General features: G+C 68.1%; 18 protein-coding genes. 4 read left to right on the top strand and 14 right to left on the bottom strand.

Annotation, left to right across the window (positions count from 1 at the left end; genetic code table 11):
* Nucleotides 1-3 precede the first annotated feature (3 nt).
* Nucleotides 4-1,521, bottom strand: coding sequence for an FAD-linked oxidase C-terminal domain-containing protein (locus tag MEU52_RS15935; RefSeq protein WP_238122453.1), 1,518 nt, complete (start codon nt 1,519-1,521; stop codon nt 4-6).
* Between the two features lie 235 nt (nt 1,522-1,756).
* On the opposite strand from MEU52_RS15935, the gene MEU52_RS15940 reads away from it, so the two are divergent.
* The 3 genes from MEU52_RS15940 to MEU52_RS15950 all read left to right on the top strand — a co-directional run bounded on the left by MEU52_RS15940 (nt 1,757) and on the right by MEU52_RS15950 (nt 3,766).
* Nucleotides 1,757-2,695, top strand: a complete 939-nt coding sequence (locus MEU52_RS15940; protein ID WP_238122162.1) for a LysR family transcriptional regulator — start codon at nt 1,757-1,759, stop codon at nt 2,693-2,695.
* A gap of 62 nt (nt 2,696-2,757) precedes the next feature.
* Entirely contained in the window at nt 2,758-3,471 is a 714-nt protein-coding gene (locus MEU52_RS15945; protein WP_238122161.1) for an AzlC family ABC transporter permease, read from the top strand.
* Complete coding sequence (locus tag MEU52_RS15950; protein ID WP_238122160.1) at nt 3,461-3,766, top strand: AzlD family protein; 306 nt, start codon at nt 3,461-3,463, stop codon at nt 3,764-3,766. Before MEU52_RS15945 ends, MEU52_RS15950 begins: the two co-directional genes overlap by 11 nt.
* A 164-nt stretch (nt 3,767-3,930) precedes the next feature.
* Here the strand turns inward: MEU52_RS15950 and MEU52_RS15955 are convergent, their stop codons facing one another.
* The 4 genes from MEU52_RS15955 to MEU52_RS15970 all read right to left on the bottom strand — a co-directional run bounded on the left by MEU52_RS15955 (nt 3,931) and on the right by MEU52_RS15970 (nt 7,769).
* Nucleotides 3,931-4,617 (bottom strand): thioesterase domain-containing protein, encoded by a 687-nt coding sequence (locus tag MEU52_RS15955; RefSeq protein WP_238122159.1) that lies wholly within the window; start codon nt 4,615-4,617, stop codon nt 3,931-3,933.
* A 203-nt stretch (nt 4,618-4,820) separates the two neighbouring features.
* Nucleotides 4,821-5,513 (bottom strand): LutC/YkgG family protein, encoded by a 693-nt coding sequence (locus MEU52_RS15960; RefSeq protein ID WP_238122158.1) that lies wholly within the window; start codon nt 5,511-5,513, stop codon nt 4,821-4,823.
* A complete protein-coding gene (locus tag MEU52_RS15965; protein ID WP_238122157.1) occupies nt 5,510-6,961 on the bottom strand; it encodes a LutB/LldF family L-lactate oxidation iron-sulfur protein in 1,452 nt (483 codons plus the stop codon). Before MEU52_RS15965 ends, MEU52_RS15960 begins: the two co-directional genes overlap by 4 nt.
* 4 nt (nt 6,962-6,965) lie before the next feature.
* Entirely contained in the window at nt 6,966-7,769 is an 804-nt protein-coding gene (locus MEU52_RS15970) for a (Fe-S)-binding protein (RefSeq protein ID WP_238122156.1), read from the bottom strand.
* 228 nt (nt 7,770-7,997) lie between these two features.
* Between MEU52_RS15970 and MEU52_RS15975 the strand changes: the two genes are divergently transcribed.
* Complete coding sequence (locus MEU52_RS15975) at nt 7,998-8,783, top strand: creatininase family protein (protein ID WP_273546260.1); 786 nt, start codon at nt 7,998-8,000, stop codon at nt 8,781-8,783.
* A 2-nt stretch (nt 8,784-8,785) separates the two neighbouring features.
* Here the strand turns inward: MEU52_RS15975 and MEU52_RS15980 are convergent, their stop codons facing one another.
* The 9 genes from MEU52_RS15980 to MEU52_RS16020 form a co-directional block, all read right to left on the bottom strand.
* A complete protein-coding gene (locus MEU52_RS15980; RefSeq protein WP_238122155.1) occupies nt 8,786-9,418 on the bottom strand; it encodes an NUDIX domain-containing protein in 633 nt (210 codons plus the stop codon).
* The gene (locus MEU52_RS15985; RefSeq protein ID WP_238122154.1) at nt 9,415-11,043 is read right to left on the bottom strand and encodes an ABC transporter ATP-binding protein; all 1,629 of its coding nucleotides are present in this window, start codon (nt 11,041-11,043) and stop codon (nt 9,415-9,417) included. The genes MEU52_RS15980 and MEU52_RS15985 overlap by 4 nt, the downstream gene beginning before the upstream one ends.
* Nucleotides 11,040-11,489 (bottom strand): type II toxin-antitoxin system VapC family toxin, encoded by a 450-nt coding sequence (locus tag MEU52_RS15990; RefSeq protein ID WP_238122153.1) that lies wholly within the window; start codon nt 11,487-11,489, stop codon nt 11,040-11,042. Before MEU52_RS15990 ends, MEU52_RS15985 begins: the two co-directional genes overlap by 4 nt.
* A 6-nt stretch (nt 11,490-11,495) precedes the next feature.
* Nucleotides 11,496-11,762, bottom strand: a complete 267-nt coding sequence (locus tag MEU52_RS15995) for a hypothetical protein (protein WP_238122152.1) — start codon at nt 11,760-11,762, stop codon at nt 11,496-11,498.
* Between the two features lie 71 nt (nt 11,763-11,833).
* Nucleotides 11,834-13,000: an ABC transporter permease gene (locus tag MEU52_RS16000; RefSeq protein ID WP_238122451.1), complete on the bottom strand. Its 1,167-nt coding sequence runs from the start codon at nt 12,998-13,000 to the stop codon at nt 11,834-11,836.
* Nucleotides 13,001-13,046: 46 nt separating this feature from the next.
* Nucleotides 13,047-14,162, bottom strand: a complete 1,116-nt coding sequence (locus MEU52_RS16005; protein ID WP_238122151.1) for a microcin C ABC transporter permease YejB — start codon at nt 14,160-14,162, stop codon at nt 13,047-13,049.
* Nucleotides 14,163-14,269: 107 nt separating this feature from the next.
* Nucleotides 14,270-16,174, bottom strand: a complete 1,905-nt coding sequence (locus tag MEU52_RS16010; protein WP_238122150.1) for an extracellular solute-binding protein — start codon at nt 16,172-16,174, stop codon at nt 14,270-14,272.
* A complete protein-coding gene (locus MEU52_RS16015; protein ID WP_238122149.1) occupies nt 16,171-18,060 on the bottom strand; it encodes an extracellular solute-binding protein in 1,890 nt (629 codons plus the stop codon). Before MEU52_RS16015 ends, MEU52_RS16010 begins: the two co-directional genes overlap by 4 nt.
* A 311-nt stretch (nt 18,061-18,371) precedes the next feature.
* Nucleotides 18,372-18,914 (bottom strand): c-type cytochrome, encoded by a 543-nt coding sequence (locus tag MEU52_RS16020; RefSeq protein WP_238122148.1) that lies wholly within the window; start codon nt 18,912-18,914, stop codon nt 18,372-18,374.
* Nucleotides 18,915-19,116: the final 202 nt, after the last annotated feature.

Here is a 19,116-nt window from a genome sequence, read left to right on the forward strand (position 1 = left end):
ACCTCAGAACCGCGGCAGGTCGGGGAAGGGCAGGGCGCCGCCGCTCACATGCATGCGGCCCATCTCGGCGCAGCGGTGGAGGGTGGGGAACACCTTGCCGGGATTGAGCAGGTTCTGGTCGTCGAACGCGCATTTGAGACGCAGCTGCTGGGCGAGATCCACCGCGTCGAACATCTCCGGCATGAGGTCGCGCTTCTCGATGCCGACCCCGTGCTCGCCGGTGAGCACGCCGCCCACCTCCACGCACAATCGCAGGATGTCGGCGCCGAACGCCTCGGCCGCCTCCAGCTCTCCGGGCGCATTGGCGTCATACCGAATGAGCGGGTGCAGATTGCCGTCGCCCGCATGGAATACATTGGCCACCCGCAGCCCGTGCCGGTGCGACAGCTCGCGCATGCGGGCCAGAACGAAGGGCAGCTGGCGGCGGGGAATGGTGCCGTCCATGCACAGATAGTCCGGGGAAATGCGCCCCACCGCGGGGAACGCCGCCTTGCGCCCGGCCCAGAAGCCGAGCCGCTCCTCTTCGCTCTGGGACACCCGCAGCGTGGTGGCGCCGCAGGCCTGCGCATGGGCGGTGACCGCATCGAGCAGATGGGCGCACTCGGCTTCCGGCCCGTCCAGCTCGATGATGAGCAGGGCCTCCACATCCAGCGGATAGCCCACGTTCACGAACGCCTCGGCGGCGGCGATGGCGTCCTTGTCCATCATCTCGATGCCGGCGGGGATGATGCCGGCGGCGATGATCTGCGCCACGCAGTCGCCGGCGCTCTCGGAGGTGGGAAAGCCCACCAGCACCGCCCGCGCCGTATCCGGCTTCTTGAGCAGGCGCACGGTGACTTCGGTCACCACCCCCAGCAGGCCTTCCGAGCCGATGATGACGGAGAGGAGGTCGAGCCCGCCGGCGTCCAGGTGCTTGCCGCCCAGGCGCACGATCTCGCCGGTGATGAGGGCCAGCTCCACCCCCAGCACATTGTTGGTGGTGAGGCCGTATTTGAGGCAGTGCACGCCGCCGGAATTCTCCGCCACATTGCCGCCGATGGTGCAGGCGATCTGCGAGGAGGGATCGGGGGCATAATAGAAGCCCAGGTGCTCCACCGCCTTGGTGATGCCGAGGTTGGTCACCCCCGGCTCCACCACGGCGCAGCGGTTGGCGGTGTCGATCTCGCGGATGCGGGTGAACTTGGCCATGCCCAGCAGCACCGCATCGGCCAGCGGCAGGGCGCCGCCCGAAAGGGAGGTGCCGGCGCCGCGCGGCACCACGCGGATGGCGTTGTCGTGGCAATATTTCAGCACCGCCGCCACCTCGTCCGTGGTGGCCGGCAGCACCACCACCAGGGGCAATTGCCTGTGGGCGGTGAGGGCATCGGATTCATAGGGGCGCATGGCCCGCTCGTGGGCGATCACGCTGTCCGCGCCCACCAGACGCGCCAGATCGGCGACGATCTGGTCCCGCCGCGCCAGCACCGCCGCATCGGGCGCGGGCATGACGAGGCGGGAGCCATCATGTGACCCGTCATGCATGCGCTGCTGAGCGCTTTCCTCCGCGCTTTCCTCCGCGCTTTCCTCCGCTGTTGCCGCCGTGCTCTCCTGCGGTCCGCCGTGCGGCCGCGCGCCCGCGTCTCCCATGCCGGCTCCCCCGCTCCATTCTGTTTGGTGCAATTATAATCGGTTCCGCGGAAAAGGTGGTCGCCGATTATTGCGCTGTCGGATAAAGTGAGTTGGAAAAACGGAATAATTGCCGGGCGACGCCGCGCCGATGATCGACAACCTCGCCGACCTTGAGATCTTCTCCCGCATCGTCACCGCCGGCAGCCTGTCGGCGGCCGGCCGCGAGATGGGCCTGTCGCCGCCGGTGGTGTCGAAGCGGGTGCAGCGGCTGGAGGAGCGGCTGGGCACGCGGCTGTTCCAGCGCACCACCCGCAAGGTCACGCTCACTGAAGCCGGGGAAGGCTTCTACGAGCGGGTGGTGGCAATCCTGGCGGCGGTGGAAGAGGCGGAGGACGCGCTGGCCCATGGCTCGGCCGATGCGCGCGGCCTTTTGCGGGTGTCGGCGCCCACCTCGTTCGGCCGCATGCACATCGCCCCCCATATCGGACCTCTGCTCAAGGCCAACCCCGGCCTGACCGTGGACCTCGAGCTCACCGACGCCTTCGTGGACATCGTCGGCGAAGGGTTCGACCTTGCCATTCGCATTGCCGATCTCGACGATTCCAGCCTGGTGGCGCGCCGCCTCGCTCCGGTGCACCGGGTGCTGTGCGCCACCCCCGATTATCTCGCGCGGGCGGGCACGCCCAGAGATATCGAGGCGCTCTCCGGCCATGTGCTGCTGGCCACCCATTCCCAGGATCCATGGCGACTGGAGGGGCCGGAGGGACCGGTGACCCTGCGGATCGCGGCGCCGCTGCGCACCAATTCCAACGAGGTGGTGCGCGCCGCCGTTCTCGCCTCTGTCGGCATCGCCCTGCGCTCCACCTGGGACGTGGGGCCGGAGCTGCGGTCCGGGGCGCTCCAGGTGGTGCTGCCGCAGTGGCATGCCTCCCGCCGGGTGGGGGTGTTCGCGGTCTATCCCAGCCGGCGGTTCCTGCCGCTGAAGGTGCGGCTGTTCATCGATCACCTGGCCGCCCGCTTCGGGCCGCTGCCGCCGTGGGACGAGGGATTGGGCGGCCTTTTGGCCGGCACCGCCAGCACAGCGTGAAAACGGGTTGGCCGCGCCGGGCATGTGCGCCATAAGGGCCGCATCCCTCCCAATTGGCCCCCATGCCCCAGACCTCACATTCCCCCACCACGTTCACCCTGGCCGGCACCGCCGAAGGGCTGCGCGCCATGATGCCCCTCATTCCGGGGCTGTTCGTGTTCGCCATGGCGTTCGGCGCGGCGGCGGCCCAGAAGGGGCTGACCCTCGTGGAGGCCAGCCTGTTCAGCGCCATGGTGTTCGCCGGCCTCGCCCAGATGGTGGCGCTGGAGGGCTGGACCCAGCATTGGTCGGTGACCGCCTTGCTCACCCTCGGCCTTTTGACCATGGCGGTGAACACGCGCCACGTGCTGATGGCGGCGGCCCTGCGGCCCTGGTTCGCGCCACTGCCGGCCTGGCAATCCTATGGCGCGCTGCTGCTGCTGGCCGATAACAATTGGGCGCTGGCCATGCGCTATCGGACCCAGGGCGGGTCGGACGCGGGCTATTTCGTCGGCGCCGGCTTCATCACCTGGCTGTTCTGGGTGATCGGCACCGCCGCCGGCCATGTGGTGGGCGGCGGCATTCCCGATCCCAAGCAGGTGGGGATCGACGTGGTGGTGCCGGCCTTTTTCATCGCCATCCTCATTCCCAATTGGAAGGGCCGGCGCGAGGCGGTGGGCTGGGGCGTCGCCGCCGCTGTCGCCATCGGCGTGTCGTTCGTGCTGCCGGGCTGGTGGTTCATCGTCATCGGCGCGCTGGCAGGCGCCCTGGCGGGGGGATTCACCGATGAGCGCTGAGCTTGGCACCCTGCTCGCCATCTCGGTGATGGCGCTGGCCACGGTCTTCAACCGGGCGGCGGGCTTCTTCCTCATGCGGCTGGTGCCCATCACCCCACGGGTGCGCCGGGTGCTGGATGCCCTGCCGGGCGCCCTGCTGGTGGCGCTGCTCGCCCCCGGGGCCGTGCGCGGTGATCGCGGCATGATCGCCGGGCTGGTGGCGGCGGTGCTGGTGGCCCGCTTCCTGCGCAGCGACATTCTGGCGGTGGTGGCCGCCATGGTGGCGGCGGCGGCGGTGCGCTTCTTCTGGCCCTGAGCCCGCGCGCCGAAGCGGGGTGGATTGACGGTCTGTCTTGCAGATCTGGGGCCATCCCGCCCCTGTGCTCCTTCCCCACCCGGAAAGACGAAGGCCGCGGATCCAGGGGGGCCGCGGCCTTCGTCTGATCTGAGGACCTCCCGTGCGGGTGGCCCGAGCGGCGTTCACATCGCCTTCTTGTCGCTGGTGGTGGCGGCCTGGCTGCCCGGCGCCGGCGTGGGGGCCGCGGGCTGGGACGGCTTGGCCACCGGCCGCGGCTTGGGCTTGCGCCGCACGCCGAGGGCGCGCACCTGGCTCACCACTTCCGAATGCAGCTGCGGCGACTTCTCGATGTTGAAATGATCGATGGCCGCCACCTGGTCGAGGTTGCGGTTGATCAGCTTGCCACGGAAGCCGGGGCCGGCGGTGAGCCGCTTTCCGTAGCCGTTATTGGACTGGTAGTAGTTCACGAAGCGCCCGGAGGCGGCACCCACGGTGTTCACGCCCACCGGATCGAAGGTGACCACAAGAGTGGGCGGGGTGCCGAGAGCGGTGAGGCGCTCGGCCATCTGGATGGCGGCATCGGCGCCCAGGGAGTGGCCGACCACCACGATGGGGAAGCGGCCCTTGGCGCGGCTTTCCGCAGAGGCCATGTCGGCCAGGGACTGCCATTGGCCATATTCATACACGGTGGCGGGAATGCCGCGGGCATTGAGCTTGGCCGCGAGGTCGTCCAGACCATAGGAAAACACATTGGCCAGGCCCCGCATGAGGTAGACATGCGGGGTGCCCTGGGCGGCGGCGGGCCGCACGGCGATGGTCAGGAACAGCGCTGCGAACAGCGCCACAGCGAAGCGCAAGCGGGACAACATAGGCACACCATCAATCGTGATCGCTGACTTCTGCCGTCAATTTGGCCGAGCGGCAACCCAAGTTTGGGGAATGGCCGCCGGCAGACCCGGCGCAAGGGGCGTTTTGTGTCAGGTCCGTGACCTCGCTGCATCAGCGCGGGGCCATCTGCCGCAAGGTCTGACGTTGGGACACTTCCGGCGGGGGCGCGCCAGCGGGGCCGGCCTCAGCTCGGTGCGCCCACCAGCAGCACGTGCAGGCTGCGCGGGCCATGGGCGCCCAGCAGCAGGGTCTGCTCGATGTCGGCGGAGCGCGACGGGCCGGTGATCATGTTGATGGCCCGCGGCAGCTGGCCATCGGGGAACTGCGCGCGCACCCGGGCCCAGGCGGTTTCATAGTCCGCCACCACGTCCTTCGCCTCCAGCACCACCAGGTGGTGGTCGGGCAGGAAATTGAGGGTGGTCGGGTTGTCGGCGCCGGAGAACAGCACCAGCGTGCCGGATTCGGCGATGCCGGCGAAGGCGTGGGACAGGCCCACCGGCTGGCGGCCGTCGGACGGGCCGATCCACACGTCGATCTGCGGCGCGCTGCTCCAGGGCAGAGCCGCAAGGCGGGGATCGGCGCCGCGCAGCAGCTTCAGGGGCAGGTCGCGGGTGGAGAGGTAGGCGGCGATGGCGCCGGGCACCTCGGCGGCGGAGGCCAGGTGATCGAGCGAGCTGGCGGCGCCGAGCGCCATGGCCTTGAACAGCTCCAGCCGTTCCGCCGGCGGCAGCTGGGCGCGGGCGGGGATGACGCCGGCCGGGTGGCTGGCGAGCCGCGCCTCCACCTCCTGGCGCCGCGGCGCCTCGCGGGAGGTGACGCCCAGGGCCCGCCGGACCGACGCCAGCACCGTATCGCGGGAAGACGGCGTTGATGTCATGGGGCGGGGCTCCGGCTGGTGGTCCCGGCGGCCTTGCGGGCGCGCCACTGGGCCTGGAAGGTGTCGCCCTCGGGGGCGGGGAAATCGCGGGTGGCGGTCCAGCCGCCGGCCAGGGGCATTGATGCGAAGCGGCCCTTGTCGCGGCCGAACAGCGACAGCGCCCGCATGGCGAGGCGGGTGGCGGGGCGATAGAGCCAGCCGTTGCGGGCGAGGAACGCCCACAGCTTCAGCCCATAGCGCTGGGGCGCCGGGGTGAGGTGGCGCTCGAACTCCTGCTGGCGCCAGTGCCGCAGCAGCTTGGGCAGGGGAATGCGCACCGGGCACACCTCCTCGCACCGGCCGCAGAAGGTGGAGGCGTTGGGCAGGTTGGCGCCCTTGTCGATGCCGATCATCGCCGGGGTGAGCACCGAGCCCATGGGGCCGGGATAGACCCAGCCATAGGCGTGGCCACCCACCGACTGGTAGACCGGGCAATGGTTCATGCAGGCCCCGCAGCGGATGCAGCGCAGCATCTCCTTCAAGGTGCCGCCCAGCATGGCGGAGCGGCCGTTGTCCAAAAGCACCACATGGAATTCGCCGGGCCCATCGGGATCGAGGGCGCGGCGCGGGCCGCAGGCGAAGGTGGTGTAGACGCTCATGTCCTGACCGCTGGCGGAGCGCGCCAGCACCCGCAGCAGCTGGTGGGCATCTTCCAGGGTGGGCACCAGCTTCTCGATGGAGGCCAGCACGATGTGCGCCTTGGGCAGGGTCTGGGTGAGGTCGGCGTTGCCCTCATTGGTGACGATCACCGCGGCGCCGGTCTCCGCCACCAGCACATTGGCGCCGGTGAGGCCCACGTCGGCGGCGAGGAAGCGCTGGCGCAGCTCGCCCCGCGCCTCCGCCAGCAGCGCGGTGGGCTCCACCAGGTCGCGATCCGCCGGCAGATCGGTGTGCACCCGGCGGAAGTCGGCTTCCACCTGATCCTTGTTGAGGTGGATGGCGGGGGCAATGATGTGGGAGGGGGATTCCCCGCGGATCTGGATGATGTACTCGCCGAGATCGGTCTCCACCGGGGTGATGCCGGCGGCGGCGAGGTGATCGTTGATGCCGATCTCTTCCGAGACCATGCTCTTGCTCTTGGTCACCGTGCGCGCGTCGAGACGCTGGCAGATGCCGGTGATGATCTCGCGGGCCTCCGCCGCATCCACGGCGAAATGCACCTGGCCGCCGGCCTCGCGGACCTTCTCCTCGAAGCGTTCGAGATAGAGGTCGAGATGGGCCAGGGTGTGGTTCTTGATGTCGCGCACGCTGTCGCGCAGGGCATCGAATTCCGGCAGCTTGGCGATGGCGTCCCGCCGCTTGCCGACGAAGCCCGGCCCGGCCTTGGCGAGGGCCGCCTGCAGCTGCGGATCGGCCAGGGCCTCGGTGGCGTTCTGCTTGAACTCGGGGGAGGTGATGGCGACGCTCATGGCCTCAACCCTTCTTGGCGGGCGCCGGCGCGCCGATGGCGGGGCCATCGCCCATGCCGGCCAGCACCTCGGCCACATGGCGCACCGCCACATCGCGGCCCTGGCGCTGCAGCTTGCCGGCCATGTTCATGAGGCAGCCGAGATCACCGGCCAGCAGCGTATCGGCGCCGCTGGCGAGGATGTTGTCGGCCTTCTTGCCGACGATGGCGTCGGAGACCATGGGATATTTCACGCAGAAGGTGCCGCCGAAGCCGCAGCAGGTATCGGAATCCGCGAGTTCCGTGAGCGCGAGCCCCTCGACGCTGGCCAGGAGCTGGCGCGGCTGCGCCTTCACCTGCAGCTCGCGCAGGCCCGAGCAACTGTCGTGATAGGTGACGGTGCCGTCATAGCGGGCCTCCACCCTGGTGACGCCCAGCACGTCCACCAGGAAGGAGGTGAGCTCGAACACCTTGGCGCAGAAGCGCTCCACCCGCCCCGACCAGTCGGGCTCGCCGACGAACAATTCGGGATAATGGGTCTTGATCATGCCGGCGCAGGAGCCGGAGGGGGCGACCACATAATCGAAGCTCTCGAAGGCGGCGATGGTCTTTTCCGCCAGGGCGCGGGTGGTGACCCGATCGCCGGAATTGAAGGCCGGCTGGCCGCAGCAGGTCTGGCGCGGCACGTCCACATCGCAGCCGGCATCCTCCAGGAGCTTCACCGCCGCGAACCCCACCGAGGGACGGATCGTATCCACGAGGCAGGTGACGAACAGCCCCACCCGGGGCGGACGGGACGAGGCGGCGTCGGACGCGGAAGAGGCGGTCATGGCAGCTCGGCTATGGGCGCGCCGGGCATAAAGCGCCGGCGCGCGGGGAAGGCCCGGTGGAACGGGGCGTCACTCATTTTGGAATGATCCTATATCACCTCGCTGATGCAGGTAAAATGGCGCCCGCGGACCCAGGGCGCGGCTTGACGGGGCCGGCGTCTTGGGTCCATGGGCCGGATATTCGGTGCGCGGGTGATGCGCGGGCGGTGGCCCGCCGGGAGGGGCCCCTTGTTCGTGAAATGGTCGGAACTCTCCACCACGGCGGTGGCGGCGCTCGACATGTCGCGGCTGGTGGCGGTGCTGCCCGTGGCGGCGGTGGAGCAGCACGGGCCCCATCTGCCCCTCGGCACCGACACCTTCATCGCCGAGGGCTATATCGCGCGCATCGCACCGCTGGTGCCGGATGGTCTCGCGGTGGCGATGCTGCCGGTGCAGAGCATCGGCAAGTCCGATGAGCACCAGAACTTCGCCGGCACCCTCACCTTGTCGCCCACCACCGCCATCACCGCCTGGGGCGAGATCGGCGCCTGCCTCGCCCGCGCCGGGGTGCGCCGGCTGGTGATCATGAACACCCATGGCGGCAATGTGCCGGTGATCGACCTCGTGGCCCGCACCCTGCGGCTCGACCACGGCATGCTGGTGGCGATGTCGTCCATGCACCGCTACGGCTATCCGCCCGGCCTGTTCAGCGATGCCGAGCGGGCCCATGGCATCCATGGGGGCGAGGTAGAAACGTCGCTGATGCTGGTGTTTCGCCCGGATCTGGTGGACATGGCCCAGGCGGCCGATTTCGCCCCCTATTCCATCGCCATGGAACATGACTTCAAGCGCCTCAGGGCCAACCACCCGGTGGGCTTCGCCTGGGCCAGCGAGGATCTGAGCGCGGCCGGCGCCATGGGCGATGCCCGCGGCGCCACGGCGGAGAAGGGGGAGGCGGCGGCGCAGTTCGGCGCCCGCGCCTTCGTGGAGCTGCTGGAGGATCTGGCGGCGTTCGACCTCGACCGGCTCGGCTGAGCTCAACCGTCGAGCAGGGCCGGCAGCCGCGCCCGGTTGAGAGCGAGCCACTGCAGGGCGATGATCAGATAGCCATTGGCGCAGCGCCCGGCCGCCAGCATGGCGAGGGCCTCGTCCACCGACAGCACCAGGGGACGGATGACTTCCGTCTCCTCCGCAAGGCCGGTGTGCGCGGGCACGGCAGCCGCGTCCACCTCGGCCAGGAACAGGGTGGCCTGCTCATCGGTGATGCCCGAGGTGGGCATGAACTGGAGAAAGGGCACCATGCGGCCGGGGGCGACGCCGATTTCCTCCAGGCATTCGCGGCGGGCGGCGGCCTCTTCCGGCTCGCCCTCCTCCACGCCGCCGGCGACGATCTCAACGAGCTCGCTGCGCGCCGGCCCCAGGGCGAGATAGGCCGGCAGGCGGAACTGGCGCACCAGCACCACCTGGTCGCGCACCGGATCATAGGCGAGCACCCCGACCACGCAGCCGCCACGCAGGATGTCGCGGGTCTGGCTCACCACCGTCCCGTCATCGGCGAGATGGGCGGTGTAGCGCTCATAGGGGCGGTAGCCATTGCCGAGGGGGGTGGGCCCCTCCACCGTGACGTCAGCGGGCCCGTCACCGGGCAGGGGCTTCAAGGGGGCGGTCATTGGCGCACCACGCCGGAGGTGTCGGTTTCCAGGGAGAAGGCGGCGGCGAACAGGGCGCGGGTGTAATCCTCCCGCGGCTGCTCGAACACCGTGCGGGCCGGGCCTTCCTCCACCATCCTGCCGTTGCGCATCACCAGGATGCGGCTCGCCAGCGCCGACACCACCCGCAGATCATGGGAGATGAACATGAAGGTGAGGTCGCGCTTCCGCTGCAGCGCCCGCAGCAGCTCGACGATCTGTGCCTGCACGATCATGTCGAGGGCGCTGGTGGGCTCGTCCAGCACCACGAAGGAGGGTTCGAGCGCCATGGCGCGGGCGATGGAGATGCGCTGGCGCTGGCCGCCGGAGAATTCATGGGGGTAGCGGTGGCGGGTCTCCGGGTCGAGCCCCACATCCGCCAGCGCCGCGATCACCCGCGCCTCCCGTTGGTCCGCATCGAGCTGGCGCTGGTGCACCAGAAGGCCTTCGGCGACGATCTCGCTCACCGACATGCGTGGCGACAAGGAGCCGTAGGGATCCTGAAACACGATCTGCATGTCGGCCCGGAGCGGCCGCAGGGCCTTGAAGCCGAGGCCGTCGATGCGCCGGCCGAGGAAGGTGACCGGCCCCGCCGAGGAGATGAGGCGCAGCAAGGCGAGGCCCAGCGTGGTCTTGCCGGAGCCGCTCTCACCCACCACGCCCAAGGTTTCGCCGCGGCGGATGGCGATGGTGATGCCGTCCACCGCCTTCACATGGCCGATGGTCTTGCGGAACACGCCGCGCTTGATGGGGAAATGCACCTTGAGATCGGTGGCCTCCACCACGATGGGCGCATCCGCCGCCACCGGTGCCGGATCGGGCTTCGGCTCGGCGCTCAACAGCGCCTGGGTATAGGGATGGCGGGGGGTGAGGAAGGTTTCCTCGGCGCCGCCCTGCTCGACGATCTCGCCTTTCTGCATCACGCACACCCGATCGGCGATCTTGCGCACGATGTTGAGATCGTGGGTGATGAACAGCATGGCCATGCCGAGCCGGGCCTGCAGATCCTTCAAGAGCTTGAGGATCTGCGCCTGCACCGTGACATCGAGGGCGGTGGTGGGCTCGTCGGCGATCAGGAGGTCGGGTTCGTTGGCGAGCGCCATGGCGATCATGACGCGCTGGCGCTGGCCGCCGGACAATTGGTGCGGATAAGCGGAGAGCCGGGCGGCGGGATCGGGAATGCCCACCTCGGCGAGCAGCTCCAGGGTGCGGGCGCGGGCGGCATTGGCGGAAAGGCCGCGGTGCAGAATGAGCATTTCGCCCACCTGCTGCTCGATGGTGTGCAGCGGGTTCAGGGAGCTCATGGGTTCCTGGAACACCATGGTGATCTTGTTGCCGCGCACCCCGCGCAGCTCGCGCTCGGACACCTGCAAGAGGTCGCGGCCCTGGAACAGGATCTCGCCGGTGGGGTGGCTGGCGGCGGGATAGTTCAGGAGTTTCAGCACCGACAACGCGGTGACCGACTTGCCGGAGCCGCTTTCGCCCACCAGGGCCAGGGTCTCGCCCTTGGTGATGTCGAACGACACGCCCTTCACCGCCAGCGCCTGGGTGCCCTCGCGGCGAAAGGCGACGGAAAGGTTGCGAACGGAGAGGAGGGGATCAGTCATCGGCGTTTCTCGATGAAGGTCGCAAAGTCGAAATCCGCTGGATCAGTCAGCTGAATGGCGGTCGCGTCGCGCCACCGTCTGTCGGCCGTGATGATCGCATCGCACGCGGCGTGTTCGGCAGTGGCGATATGGATGGCATCGGGCAGCTTGGTGCTCGGCTTCCTGTTTGGCACCCGGGCCGCCCGCCCGAGGATGTCGCGGGACACCGGATGCGCCTCGATCTGCCCGGCGGTGCCGCCGGCAAGAAGGCTATTGTAGCCGATGACGAGGTGCAGGTCCTGATCCCGCAGCGGCTTGACCAGGAGCTCCGCCAGCGACAGCTCGCTGGTGACGACCACTGCGCCGGTCTGACGGCCGCCGGCCAGCAGACCTGCGAAGCGATCCAGCGAGGCGCCCGGTCCCTCGACCAGCTCAATGATGGTGTTCACGTCGAAATAGAGGCGCACCGGCGGTCAATCCCACTCGTCTCGAAGGGCGCGGATGCGGGCGACGGCCTCCTCGGAGGTGACGTTGCGGGGGCCGACCAGTGCGCGGATTTCCTGGATCGTCATGGGTTGCGGATGGGCGAGGATGTCGGCGACCAAAGCGTCGAATGCGTCGCGATCGAGCTTCGTCTCCTCCTCCACCGTGATGGTGACGGTCTGGCCGGCCGTGAGGCCCTGCCGCAGGTCCTCCGGCAGCTTGTCCACCGGGTAATGCTCGCGCACGATCTTGTTCATCTCGTCACCCGAATAGCGTCACCTGCCTGCCCAACCCGCGCCAGTCTACCACAGCCCGGCCGAAGGTCGGGTCACTCGAACGTTTTGCGCGGGTCGAAGGCGTCGCGCACCGCTTCGCCGATGAAGATGAGCAGGCTCAGCATCAGCGCCACGGTGAAGAAGCCGGTGAGGCCGAGCCAGGGGGCCTGGATGTTGTTCTTGCCCTGGGACAACAGCTCGCCGAGGGACGGCGAGCCGGGGGGCAGGCCGAAGCCGAGGAAATCCAGGGCGGTGAGCGTCATCACCGAGGAGGAGAGGATGAAGGGCAGCATGGTCAGCGTCGCCACCATGGCGTTGGGCAGGATATGCCGCGTCATGAGCGTGAAATTGCCCACCCCGAGGGCCCGGGCCGCCTGCACATATTCAAAGTTGCGCGCCCGCAGGAATTCCGCCCGCACCAGCCCCACCAGCGACACCCAGGAGAACAGCAGCAGGATGCCGAGCAGCACCCAGAAGCCCGGCACCAGGATGGAGGAGATGATGAGCAGCAGATAGAGCGAGGGAATGGCCGTCCAGATCTCGATGAAGCGCTGGAACAAGAGATCCACCCAGCCGCCGAAATAGCCCTGCACCGCCCCTGCCGCGACGCCGATGATGGACGAGATGACGGTGAGCGCCAGGCCGAACAGCACGGAGATGCGGAAGCCGTAGATGAGCCGGGCCAGCACGTCGCGACCCTGGTCGTCGGTGCCGAGCCAGTTCCATTCAAGGCCCGCGCAGCCGGACACGCCCTTCTTTTCGGCCACCGCCTTGCACTGGTCCTCGGTGAGCATCCAGGTGGGCGGCGAGGGGGCCGGGGTGGGCAGGTCCAGATTGTGGGTGGAATAGGAATAGCGGATGGGCGGCCACACCATCCAGCCGCCCTTCTCGGCGATCAGCTTCTGCAGATAGGGGTCGCGATAGTCGGCGTCGGTCTCGAAGTCGCCGCCGAAGGCGGTCTCCGGATAGGCGTGCACCACCGGGAAATAATAATGCCCCTCGTAGGAGACGAGGATGGGCTTGTCGTTGGCGATGAACTCGGCGCCGAGCGACAGCACGAACAGCACCGAGAACAGGATGAACGAGCCATAGCCGCGCCCGTTGCGGCGGAAATTGGCGAGCCGCCGCCGGTTGAGGGGTGAGAGGGCGAAGCGGCTGTGGCGCCGGGTTTCGCCCGGCGGCGGCAGCGCGCCATGGGGCAGTTCGCGGGCGGCGGGCATGTCGGTGGGTTCGCCCGGCTGGAGCAGCGGCACGTTCTCCATGGCCTCACACCTCCCGCGTCTCGAAGTCGATGCGCGGATCGACCAGCATGTAGGTGAGGTCGGAGACGAGGCCGACGATGAGGCCGGCGAGGGAGAAGATGTAGAGGGTGGCGAACACCACCGGATAATCCCGGTTCAAGACGCTCTCGAACGACAGGAGGCCGAGCCCGTCCAGGGAGAAGATGGTCTCGATCAGCAGCGAGCCGGTGAAGAAGGCGGAGATGAAGGCGCCGGGAAAGCCGGCAATGACGATCAGCATGGCATTGCGGAACACGTGGCCATAGAGCACCCGGTTTTCGGTGAGGCCCTTCATGCGCGCGGTGGTCACGTATTGCTTGCGGATCTCTTCCAGGAACGAATTCTTGGTGAGCAGCGTCATGGTGGCGAAGGCGCCGAGCACCATGGAGGTGAGCGGCAGCACCAGGTGCCAGGCATAATCGGCGATGCGTTCCGGCCAGCTCATCTGCCAGAAATTGTCGGAGACCAGCCCGCGCAGGGGGAACAGGTCCAGGAACGAGCCGCCGGCGAACAGGATGATGAGCAGGATGGCGAACAGGAAGGAGGGGATGGCATAGCCGACGATCACCACCGCCGAGGTCCACATGTCGAACTTCGAGCCGTCGCGCATGGCCTTGGCGATGCCCAGCGGAATGGAGATGGCGTAGGTGATCAGCGTCATCCACAGGCCCAGCGAGATGGAGACGGGCATCTTCTCGGCGATGAGGTCGATCACCGAGATGTCGCGGAAATAGGAACGGCCGAAATCGAAGGTGGCGTAATCGGCGATCATCTTGAAGAAGCGCTCGTGCGGCGGCTTGTCGAAGCCGAACTGCTTCTCCAGCTGCTTGATGAAGGCCGGGTCGAGCCCCTGGGCGCCGCGATATTTGGAGGAGACGGCATCGGCCGTTCCCGCCGCCTGGGCGGCCGCCGCGCCGCCGGAGAAATCGCCGCCGCCACCGGAAACGCGGGAGGTGGCGGACACGTCGTCGCCGGTCAGTTGGGCGATCACCCGTTCCACCGGCCCGCCGGGGGCGAACTGGATGACCACGAACGACACCAGCATGATGCCGAGAATGGTCGGCACCATGAGGGCAATGCGGCGGATGATGTAAGCGAGCATCCCGTCTCCCGATCCAGCCGTGCGGCGGTCCCCAGTCTAGAGCATTCGCGCCGGGTGGACACTGGTGCGCGCGGGGAAAATGCGTGAACTCAAGACTCTAGCGACGCTCAGCCGCCATGCGTCGTCTCCGGGGTGGTGCTCCACCAGGTGTCGAGGACGCCGAGTTCGTAGCGCGGCTTGGTCTGCGGCCGGTCGAACACGTTCCAATAGGCGATGCGGTGCTCGCCCGAATACCATTGCGGCACCCAATAATGGCCGGCCCGCAGCACCCGGTCGAGGGCGCGGCAGCAGGTGGTGAGGGCCGCGGCATCCTGGGCCGCCAGCGCCTGGGCGATGAGGGCGTCCACCACCGGATCGGCGATGCCGGCCACATTGTAGGAGCCCGGCGTGCGGGCCGCCTCGGTGGAGAAATAGGCCCTCAGCTCGTCTCCCGGATAGGGCGCGAAGCTGTAGCGCCGCACCACCACATCGAAATCGAACGTCTGCAGCCGGGCCTGGAACTGGGCCGGATCGACGATGCGGAAGGTGGCGTCGATGCCCACCTTTTTCAGGTGGCCGATGAAGCGGGCGTGGTGGCGCTCCATGGCGCCGTCGTCGTCCAGGAACTCGATGGTGATGGTCTCGCCCTTCGGCCCCACCAGTTTGCCCTGGCGAAAGCCGTAGCCGGCCTCCTTCAGCAGCGCCACGGCTTTCAGCCGCAAGGCGCGGTCCTCGCCGGAGCCGTCGGAGACGGGGGGCACATAGGGTTCGCCGAACACCTCTTCCGGAACCTTGTCGCGGAACGGCACCAGGAGCTTCAGCTCGGCGGGGGAGGGCAGGCCTTCCGCCATCATGTCCGAATTCTGGAAGAAGGAGACGGTGCGGTGGTAGGAATCATACATCAGATTCCGCCGCGTCCAGTCGAAGTCGAACAACAGGCCAATGGCCTCGCGCACCCGCCGGTCAAAGAATTGCGGGCGCCGGGTGTTGAGGAACCAGCCCTGCACGCCGGAGAAGGATTCATCCGGCAGGGTCTCGGTCTTCACCCGGCCGTCATGCACCGCCGGGAAGTCATATTGTGTCGCCCATTCGCGGGCGGTGAATTCCTCACGGAACAGATAGACCTTGGCCTTGAAGCCTTCGAGGCCGGCGATGCGGTCGCGGAAATATTCGTAGCGCACCGTATCGAAATTGAAGCGGCCCTTCAGCGTCGGGAGGTTCTGGCCCCAATAGTCCTTCACCCGTTCGTATTCGATATAGCGGCCCTGCTCCAGCCGGGAGACCTTGTAGGGGCCGGATCCCAGCGGCGGCTCCAGGGACGATTGGTTGAACGGATGCCTGGCCAGAAATGCCTTGGAGAAGATGGGCATGCCGGCGGCGGTCAGCGGTACGTCGCGGGCCCGCCCGGCCTTGAAGCGCATCACCACGGCGTGGTCGCCATCGGCCTCCACCTCAATGAGGTCGCGCAGGGCCATGCGGATAGTCTCGTAGCCGTCCGCCTTCAGCGCCTCGAAGGTGGCGACCACATCGGCGGAGGTGAGCGCCGTACCGTCGTGGAAGCGGGCTTCGGGGCGCAGGGGAAAGCGATAGGTCAGCCCGTCGTCGCTGATCTCGGCGCCGGTGGCGAGGCGCGGATACAGCGCGCTCTTCTCGTCGCCGGCGGCGGTCATCAGCGTATCGTAGATGAGCTCGATGCCCTGGGCGCCGTTGCCCCGCTGGTTATAGGGGTTCAGCGTGTCGAAGGTGGTCAGCGACTGGTTGTAGAAGGTGGTCCGCCCCATCTGCGAGAACGGGCCGCCCTTGGGGGCGTCCGGGTTCACATAGTCGAAATGGGTGAAGTCGGCGGGATATTTCAGGTCGCCGAAGAAGGAGAGGCCGTGCTGCTTGAGGACGGCGGTGGGGCTGCCGCCCTCGTCGGCCGCCGCCGCCAGGGGCGATGGCCCCTCGGCGCGGGCGAGACGGGGGGCGAGCGCCGGTGCCAGCAGGCCCGCGCCGACGCCGATCCGCAACAGGGCACGACGGCTCAGGCTCATTTGCCGCCTCCGATCTTGGCCGCCTTGGCGGCATCGAACCACCAGATGTCGGGGAAGGCGAAGGAATAGGCCGGCAGCGGCGCGGGGTGGGAGAAGCGATCCCAGCGGGCGGTGCGGGTGTAGTTCAAGGTCCAGGCGGGAATGACGAACTCGTTCCACATCAGCACCCGGTCGAGGGCGTGGGTGGCGGCCACCAGATCGGCCCGGTCGGTGGCGTAGATCACCTTGTCGATGAGCGCGTCCACCGCCGCATCCTTGATGCCGGCATAGTTGCGCGAGCCTTCCCGATCCGCCGCCTGGGCGCCGAAGAAATCGCGCTGTTCGTTGCCGGGCGAGAGCGACTGGCCCCAGCCGGACACGATCATGTCGAAGTCACGCGCCCGCAGCCGGTTGATATATTGGGAAGAATCCACCATGCGGACGGTGACGGTGATGCCGAGCCGCTCCAGCGCCGGCTTGTAGAACACCGCCACCCGCTCCATGGCCGGGCTCGCCAGCAGGATCTCGATGGTGAAGGGCTCGCCGGCGGCATTCACCAGCTTGCGGTTCTTCACCTCGTATCCGGCGTCCTTGAGGAGCCGCGCCGCCTCGCGCAGGTTGGCGCGGCGCGCCTCCTCATTGCCGCTGACGGGGTTGGTGTAGGCGGTGGTGAACACCTCCTGCGGCACCTGGCCCTTCACCGTGTTGAGAATCTCCAGCTCGCGCCCCTCGGGCAGGCCGGAAAAGGCGAGCTCTGTGCCGGAGAAGAAGGAGGAGATGCGCGTGTATTGGTCGAAGAACAAGGTGTGGTTCATGCCCTCGAAATCCAGGGCATAGTTCAGGGCGCGCCGCACCCGCCGATCCTGGAACTTGGCGCGTCGCAGGTTGGGAATGAAGGCCTGCATGACGCCGGAGGCCCGGTTCTCGAACATTTCGAGGATCACCTTGCCGTCCTTGCGGGCGGGGAAGTCATACGCGGTGGCCCAGTTCTTGGCCGAGCTTTCCACCCGGAAATCGTACTGGTCCGCCTTGAAGGCCTCGAGCATCACCGTGTCGTCGCGGAAATACTCGTAGCGGATCTCGTCGAAATTGTTCCGGCCCACGTTCACCGGCAGATCCTTGCCCCAATAATCGGCGACGCGCTCGTAGACGATGGTGCGGCCGGGGGCCATGCTCTTGATGCGATAGGCGCCCGAGCCCAGCGGCGTCTCGAGGGTGCCCTGGGTGACGTCGCGCGGCTTGCCCGAAGCGTCCTGGCCGGTCCACCAGTGCTTGGGCAGCACGATGAACTGGCCGACGATCTGCGGCAGCTCCCGGTTGCCGGCCTGGTCGAAGGTGAAGGTCACGTCACGCGGGCCGGTCTGCTCGGCCTTCACCACGTGGCTGTAGTAGAAGCGCTGGTTGGGGTTGTTGGCCACCAGCGTCTCGAACGACCACACCACGTCCGCCGGGGTGATGGGGGTGCCGTCGTGCCAGCGGGCGTTTTCGCGCAGGCGATAGGTGACCTGCGAGAAATCCGGTGGATAGCTGACGCCCTCGGCCAGCAGGCCATATTCGCTCGCCACCTCGTCGAAAGCCGAGGTCATGAGCGTGTCGTAGATCAGGCTGAGGCCGGCGGCGGGGGTGCCGCGGGGCACCACGAAATTGAGCGAATCAAAGGTGCCGTCCTCGGCGAGCCGCAGCAGGCCACCCTTGGGGGCCTGCGGGTTCACATAATCGAAATGGGCAAAGCCGGCCGGATATTTGGGTTCGCCCATCAGCGAGACGCCGGTGCGGAACACCGGCGCGCCGCCGGCGGGCGCATCGGTGGTGGCCGGCGCGCTTTGTGCCGCGGCCCCGCGTGCCGCAAGGGCCGGCGCCAAGGCGGCGGCGAGGGCGAAGGTACGGCGGGTCATCAGCACAGGCATCGTCGACTCCGAGGAACAGGTCCGCTGCAGATCGGGATACCTGATTATGGCGCCGATCGCGACCGGGGGAAGATGGCGCCCCGGCTGGGCGCGAACGGTGGCGCTCGGCTGCGGCAACAAAAAGGGCCGGTCCGCGTGGACCAGCCCTTTTTCCATTCCGATGCCTGACAAATGCGTGAGGCGAGGTGCCGCTTCCGGTCTCAGCCCAACGGCCCGCGGCCGTCGCCGGCACTCCCCTCAACATCCGCGCCTCACACTCAGGCGCCTCACACTTACTTTGCGGCCTTACCTGGCGGCCTCACTTGGCAGCCTCACTTGGCGGCGGCCGCAGTGGGCAGCGGCTGCGGATTGTGCGACAGCGAGTTCAAATAGGCGATCATGTTGGCCCGATCCACGCCCTTGGGCAGGCCGGCAAAGCCCATGGCCGTGCCCGGCACCGCCTTCTTCGGCGCGGTGAGGAATTCGTTGAGCGCCTCGGGGGTCCATTCGCCGCCCTTGGCCTTCATGGCGTCCGAATACGAGAAGCCCTCGGTGCTGGCCACCTTGCGGCCCACAACGCCGTAGAGGTCGGGGCCCACCTTGGGGCCGGCGCCTTCGGCGAAGTTGTGGCAGGCGGCGCACTTCTTGGCGACGGTGGCGCCCTTTTCCACGGAGGCGGAGGCGAACAGCTCCTCGATGGGGGGCTCGGCCACCTTGGCCACCGCCGCGCCACCTTCGGTGATGACGATATCGTACCCGGGCTTGGCCGGAGCTTCCGGCGTGAACAGGACCTGCGACACCACGCCGATGCCCACGGCGAACGCCAGCGCGCCCAGCGTCGCACCTGCGATTTTGTTCAATTCAAAGAAGGTCATCGGCGCTTTGCCCCTCGAAGCCCTTTTTTCGGCGCACCCGGCCGCGAAATGGGCAGCGCGCGGCAGGATGCATCCAATCCCAACGACGGCGCGGACACACGCCGCGCATTCGTGGCGACACTAAGCACTTTGATTGGGGCCGCGCAACCCGTATTAAAGCGCGCGCCACTGCCCTTCTGCGCGCTCCGCCCGCAGCCCGCAG

This window comes from Xanthobacter sp. NM-25, from assembly GCF_022138605.1.
Taxonomy (GTDB): domain Bacteria; phylum Pseudomonadota; class Alphaproteobacteria; order Rhizobiales; family Xanthobacteraceae; genus Xanthobacter.

Coding starts and splice junctions, on each gene's coding strand:
- MEU52_RS15935 (WP_238122453.1), bottom strand. CDS start 1,521: ATGCATGACGGGTCACATGATGGCTCCCGCCTCGTCATGCCCGCGCCC.
- MEU52_RS15940 (WP_238122162.1), top strand. CDS start 1,757: ATGATCGACAACCTCGCCGACCTTGAGATCTTCTCCCGCATCGTCACC.
- MEU52_RS15945 (WP_238122161.1), top strand. CDS start 2,758: ATGCCCCAGACCTCACATTCCCCCACCACGTTCACCCTGGCCGGCACC.
- MEU52_RS15950 (WP_238122160.1), top strand. CDS start 3,461: ATGAGCGCTGAGCTTGGCACCCTGCTCGCCATCTCGGTGATGGCGCTG.
- MEU52_RS15955 (WP_238122159.1), bottom strand. CDS start 4,617: ATGTTGTCCCGCTTGCGCTTCGCTGTGGCGCTGTTCGCAGCGCTGTTC.
- MEU52_RS15960 (WP_238122158.1), bottom strand. CDS start 5,513: ATGACATCAACGCCGTCTTCCCGCGATACGGTGCTGGCGTCGGTCCGG.
- MEU52_RS15965 (WP_238122157.1), bottom strand. CDS start 6,961: ATGAGCGTCGCCATCACCTCCCCCGAGTTCAAGCAGAACGCCACCGAG.
- MEU52_RS15970 (WP_238122156.1), bottom strand. CDS start 7,769: ATGACCGCCTCTTCCGCGTCCGACGCCGCCTCGTCCCGTCCGCCCCGG.
- MEU52_RS15980 (WP_238122155.1), bottom strand. CDS start 9,418: ATGACCGCCCCCTTGAAGCCCCTGCCCGGTGACGGGCCCGCTGACGTC.
- MEU52_RS15985 (WP_238122154.1), bottom strand. CDS start 11,043: ATGACTGATCCCCTCCTCTCCGTTCGCAACCTTTCCGTCGCCTTTCGC.
- MEU52_RS15995 (WP_238122152.1), bottom strand. CDS start 11,762: ATGAACAAGATCGTGCGCGAGCATTACCCGGTGGACAAGCTGCCGGAG.
- MEU52_RS16000 (WP_238122451.1), bottom strand. CDS start 13,000: ATGCCCGCCGCCCGCGAACTGCCCCATGGCGCGCTGCCGCCGCCGGGC.
- MEU52_RS16005 (WP_238122151.1), bottom strand. CDS start 14,162: ATGCTCGCTTACATCATCCGCCGCATTGCCCTCATGGTGCCGACCATT.
- MEU52_RS16010 (WP_238122150.1), bottom strand. CDS start 16,174: ATGAGCCTGAGCCGTCGTGCCCTGTTGCGGATCGGCGTCGGCGCGGGC.
- MEU52_RS16015 (WP_238122149.1), bottom strand. CDS start 18,060: ATGCCTGTGCTGATGACCCGCCGTACCTTCGCCCTCGCCGCCGCCTTG.
- MEU52_RS16020 (WP_238122148.1), bottom strand. CDS start 18,914: ATGACCTTCTTTGAATTGAACAAAATCGCAGGTGCGACGCTGGGCGCG.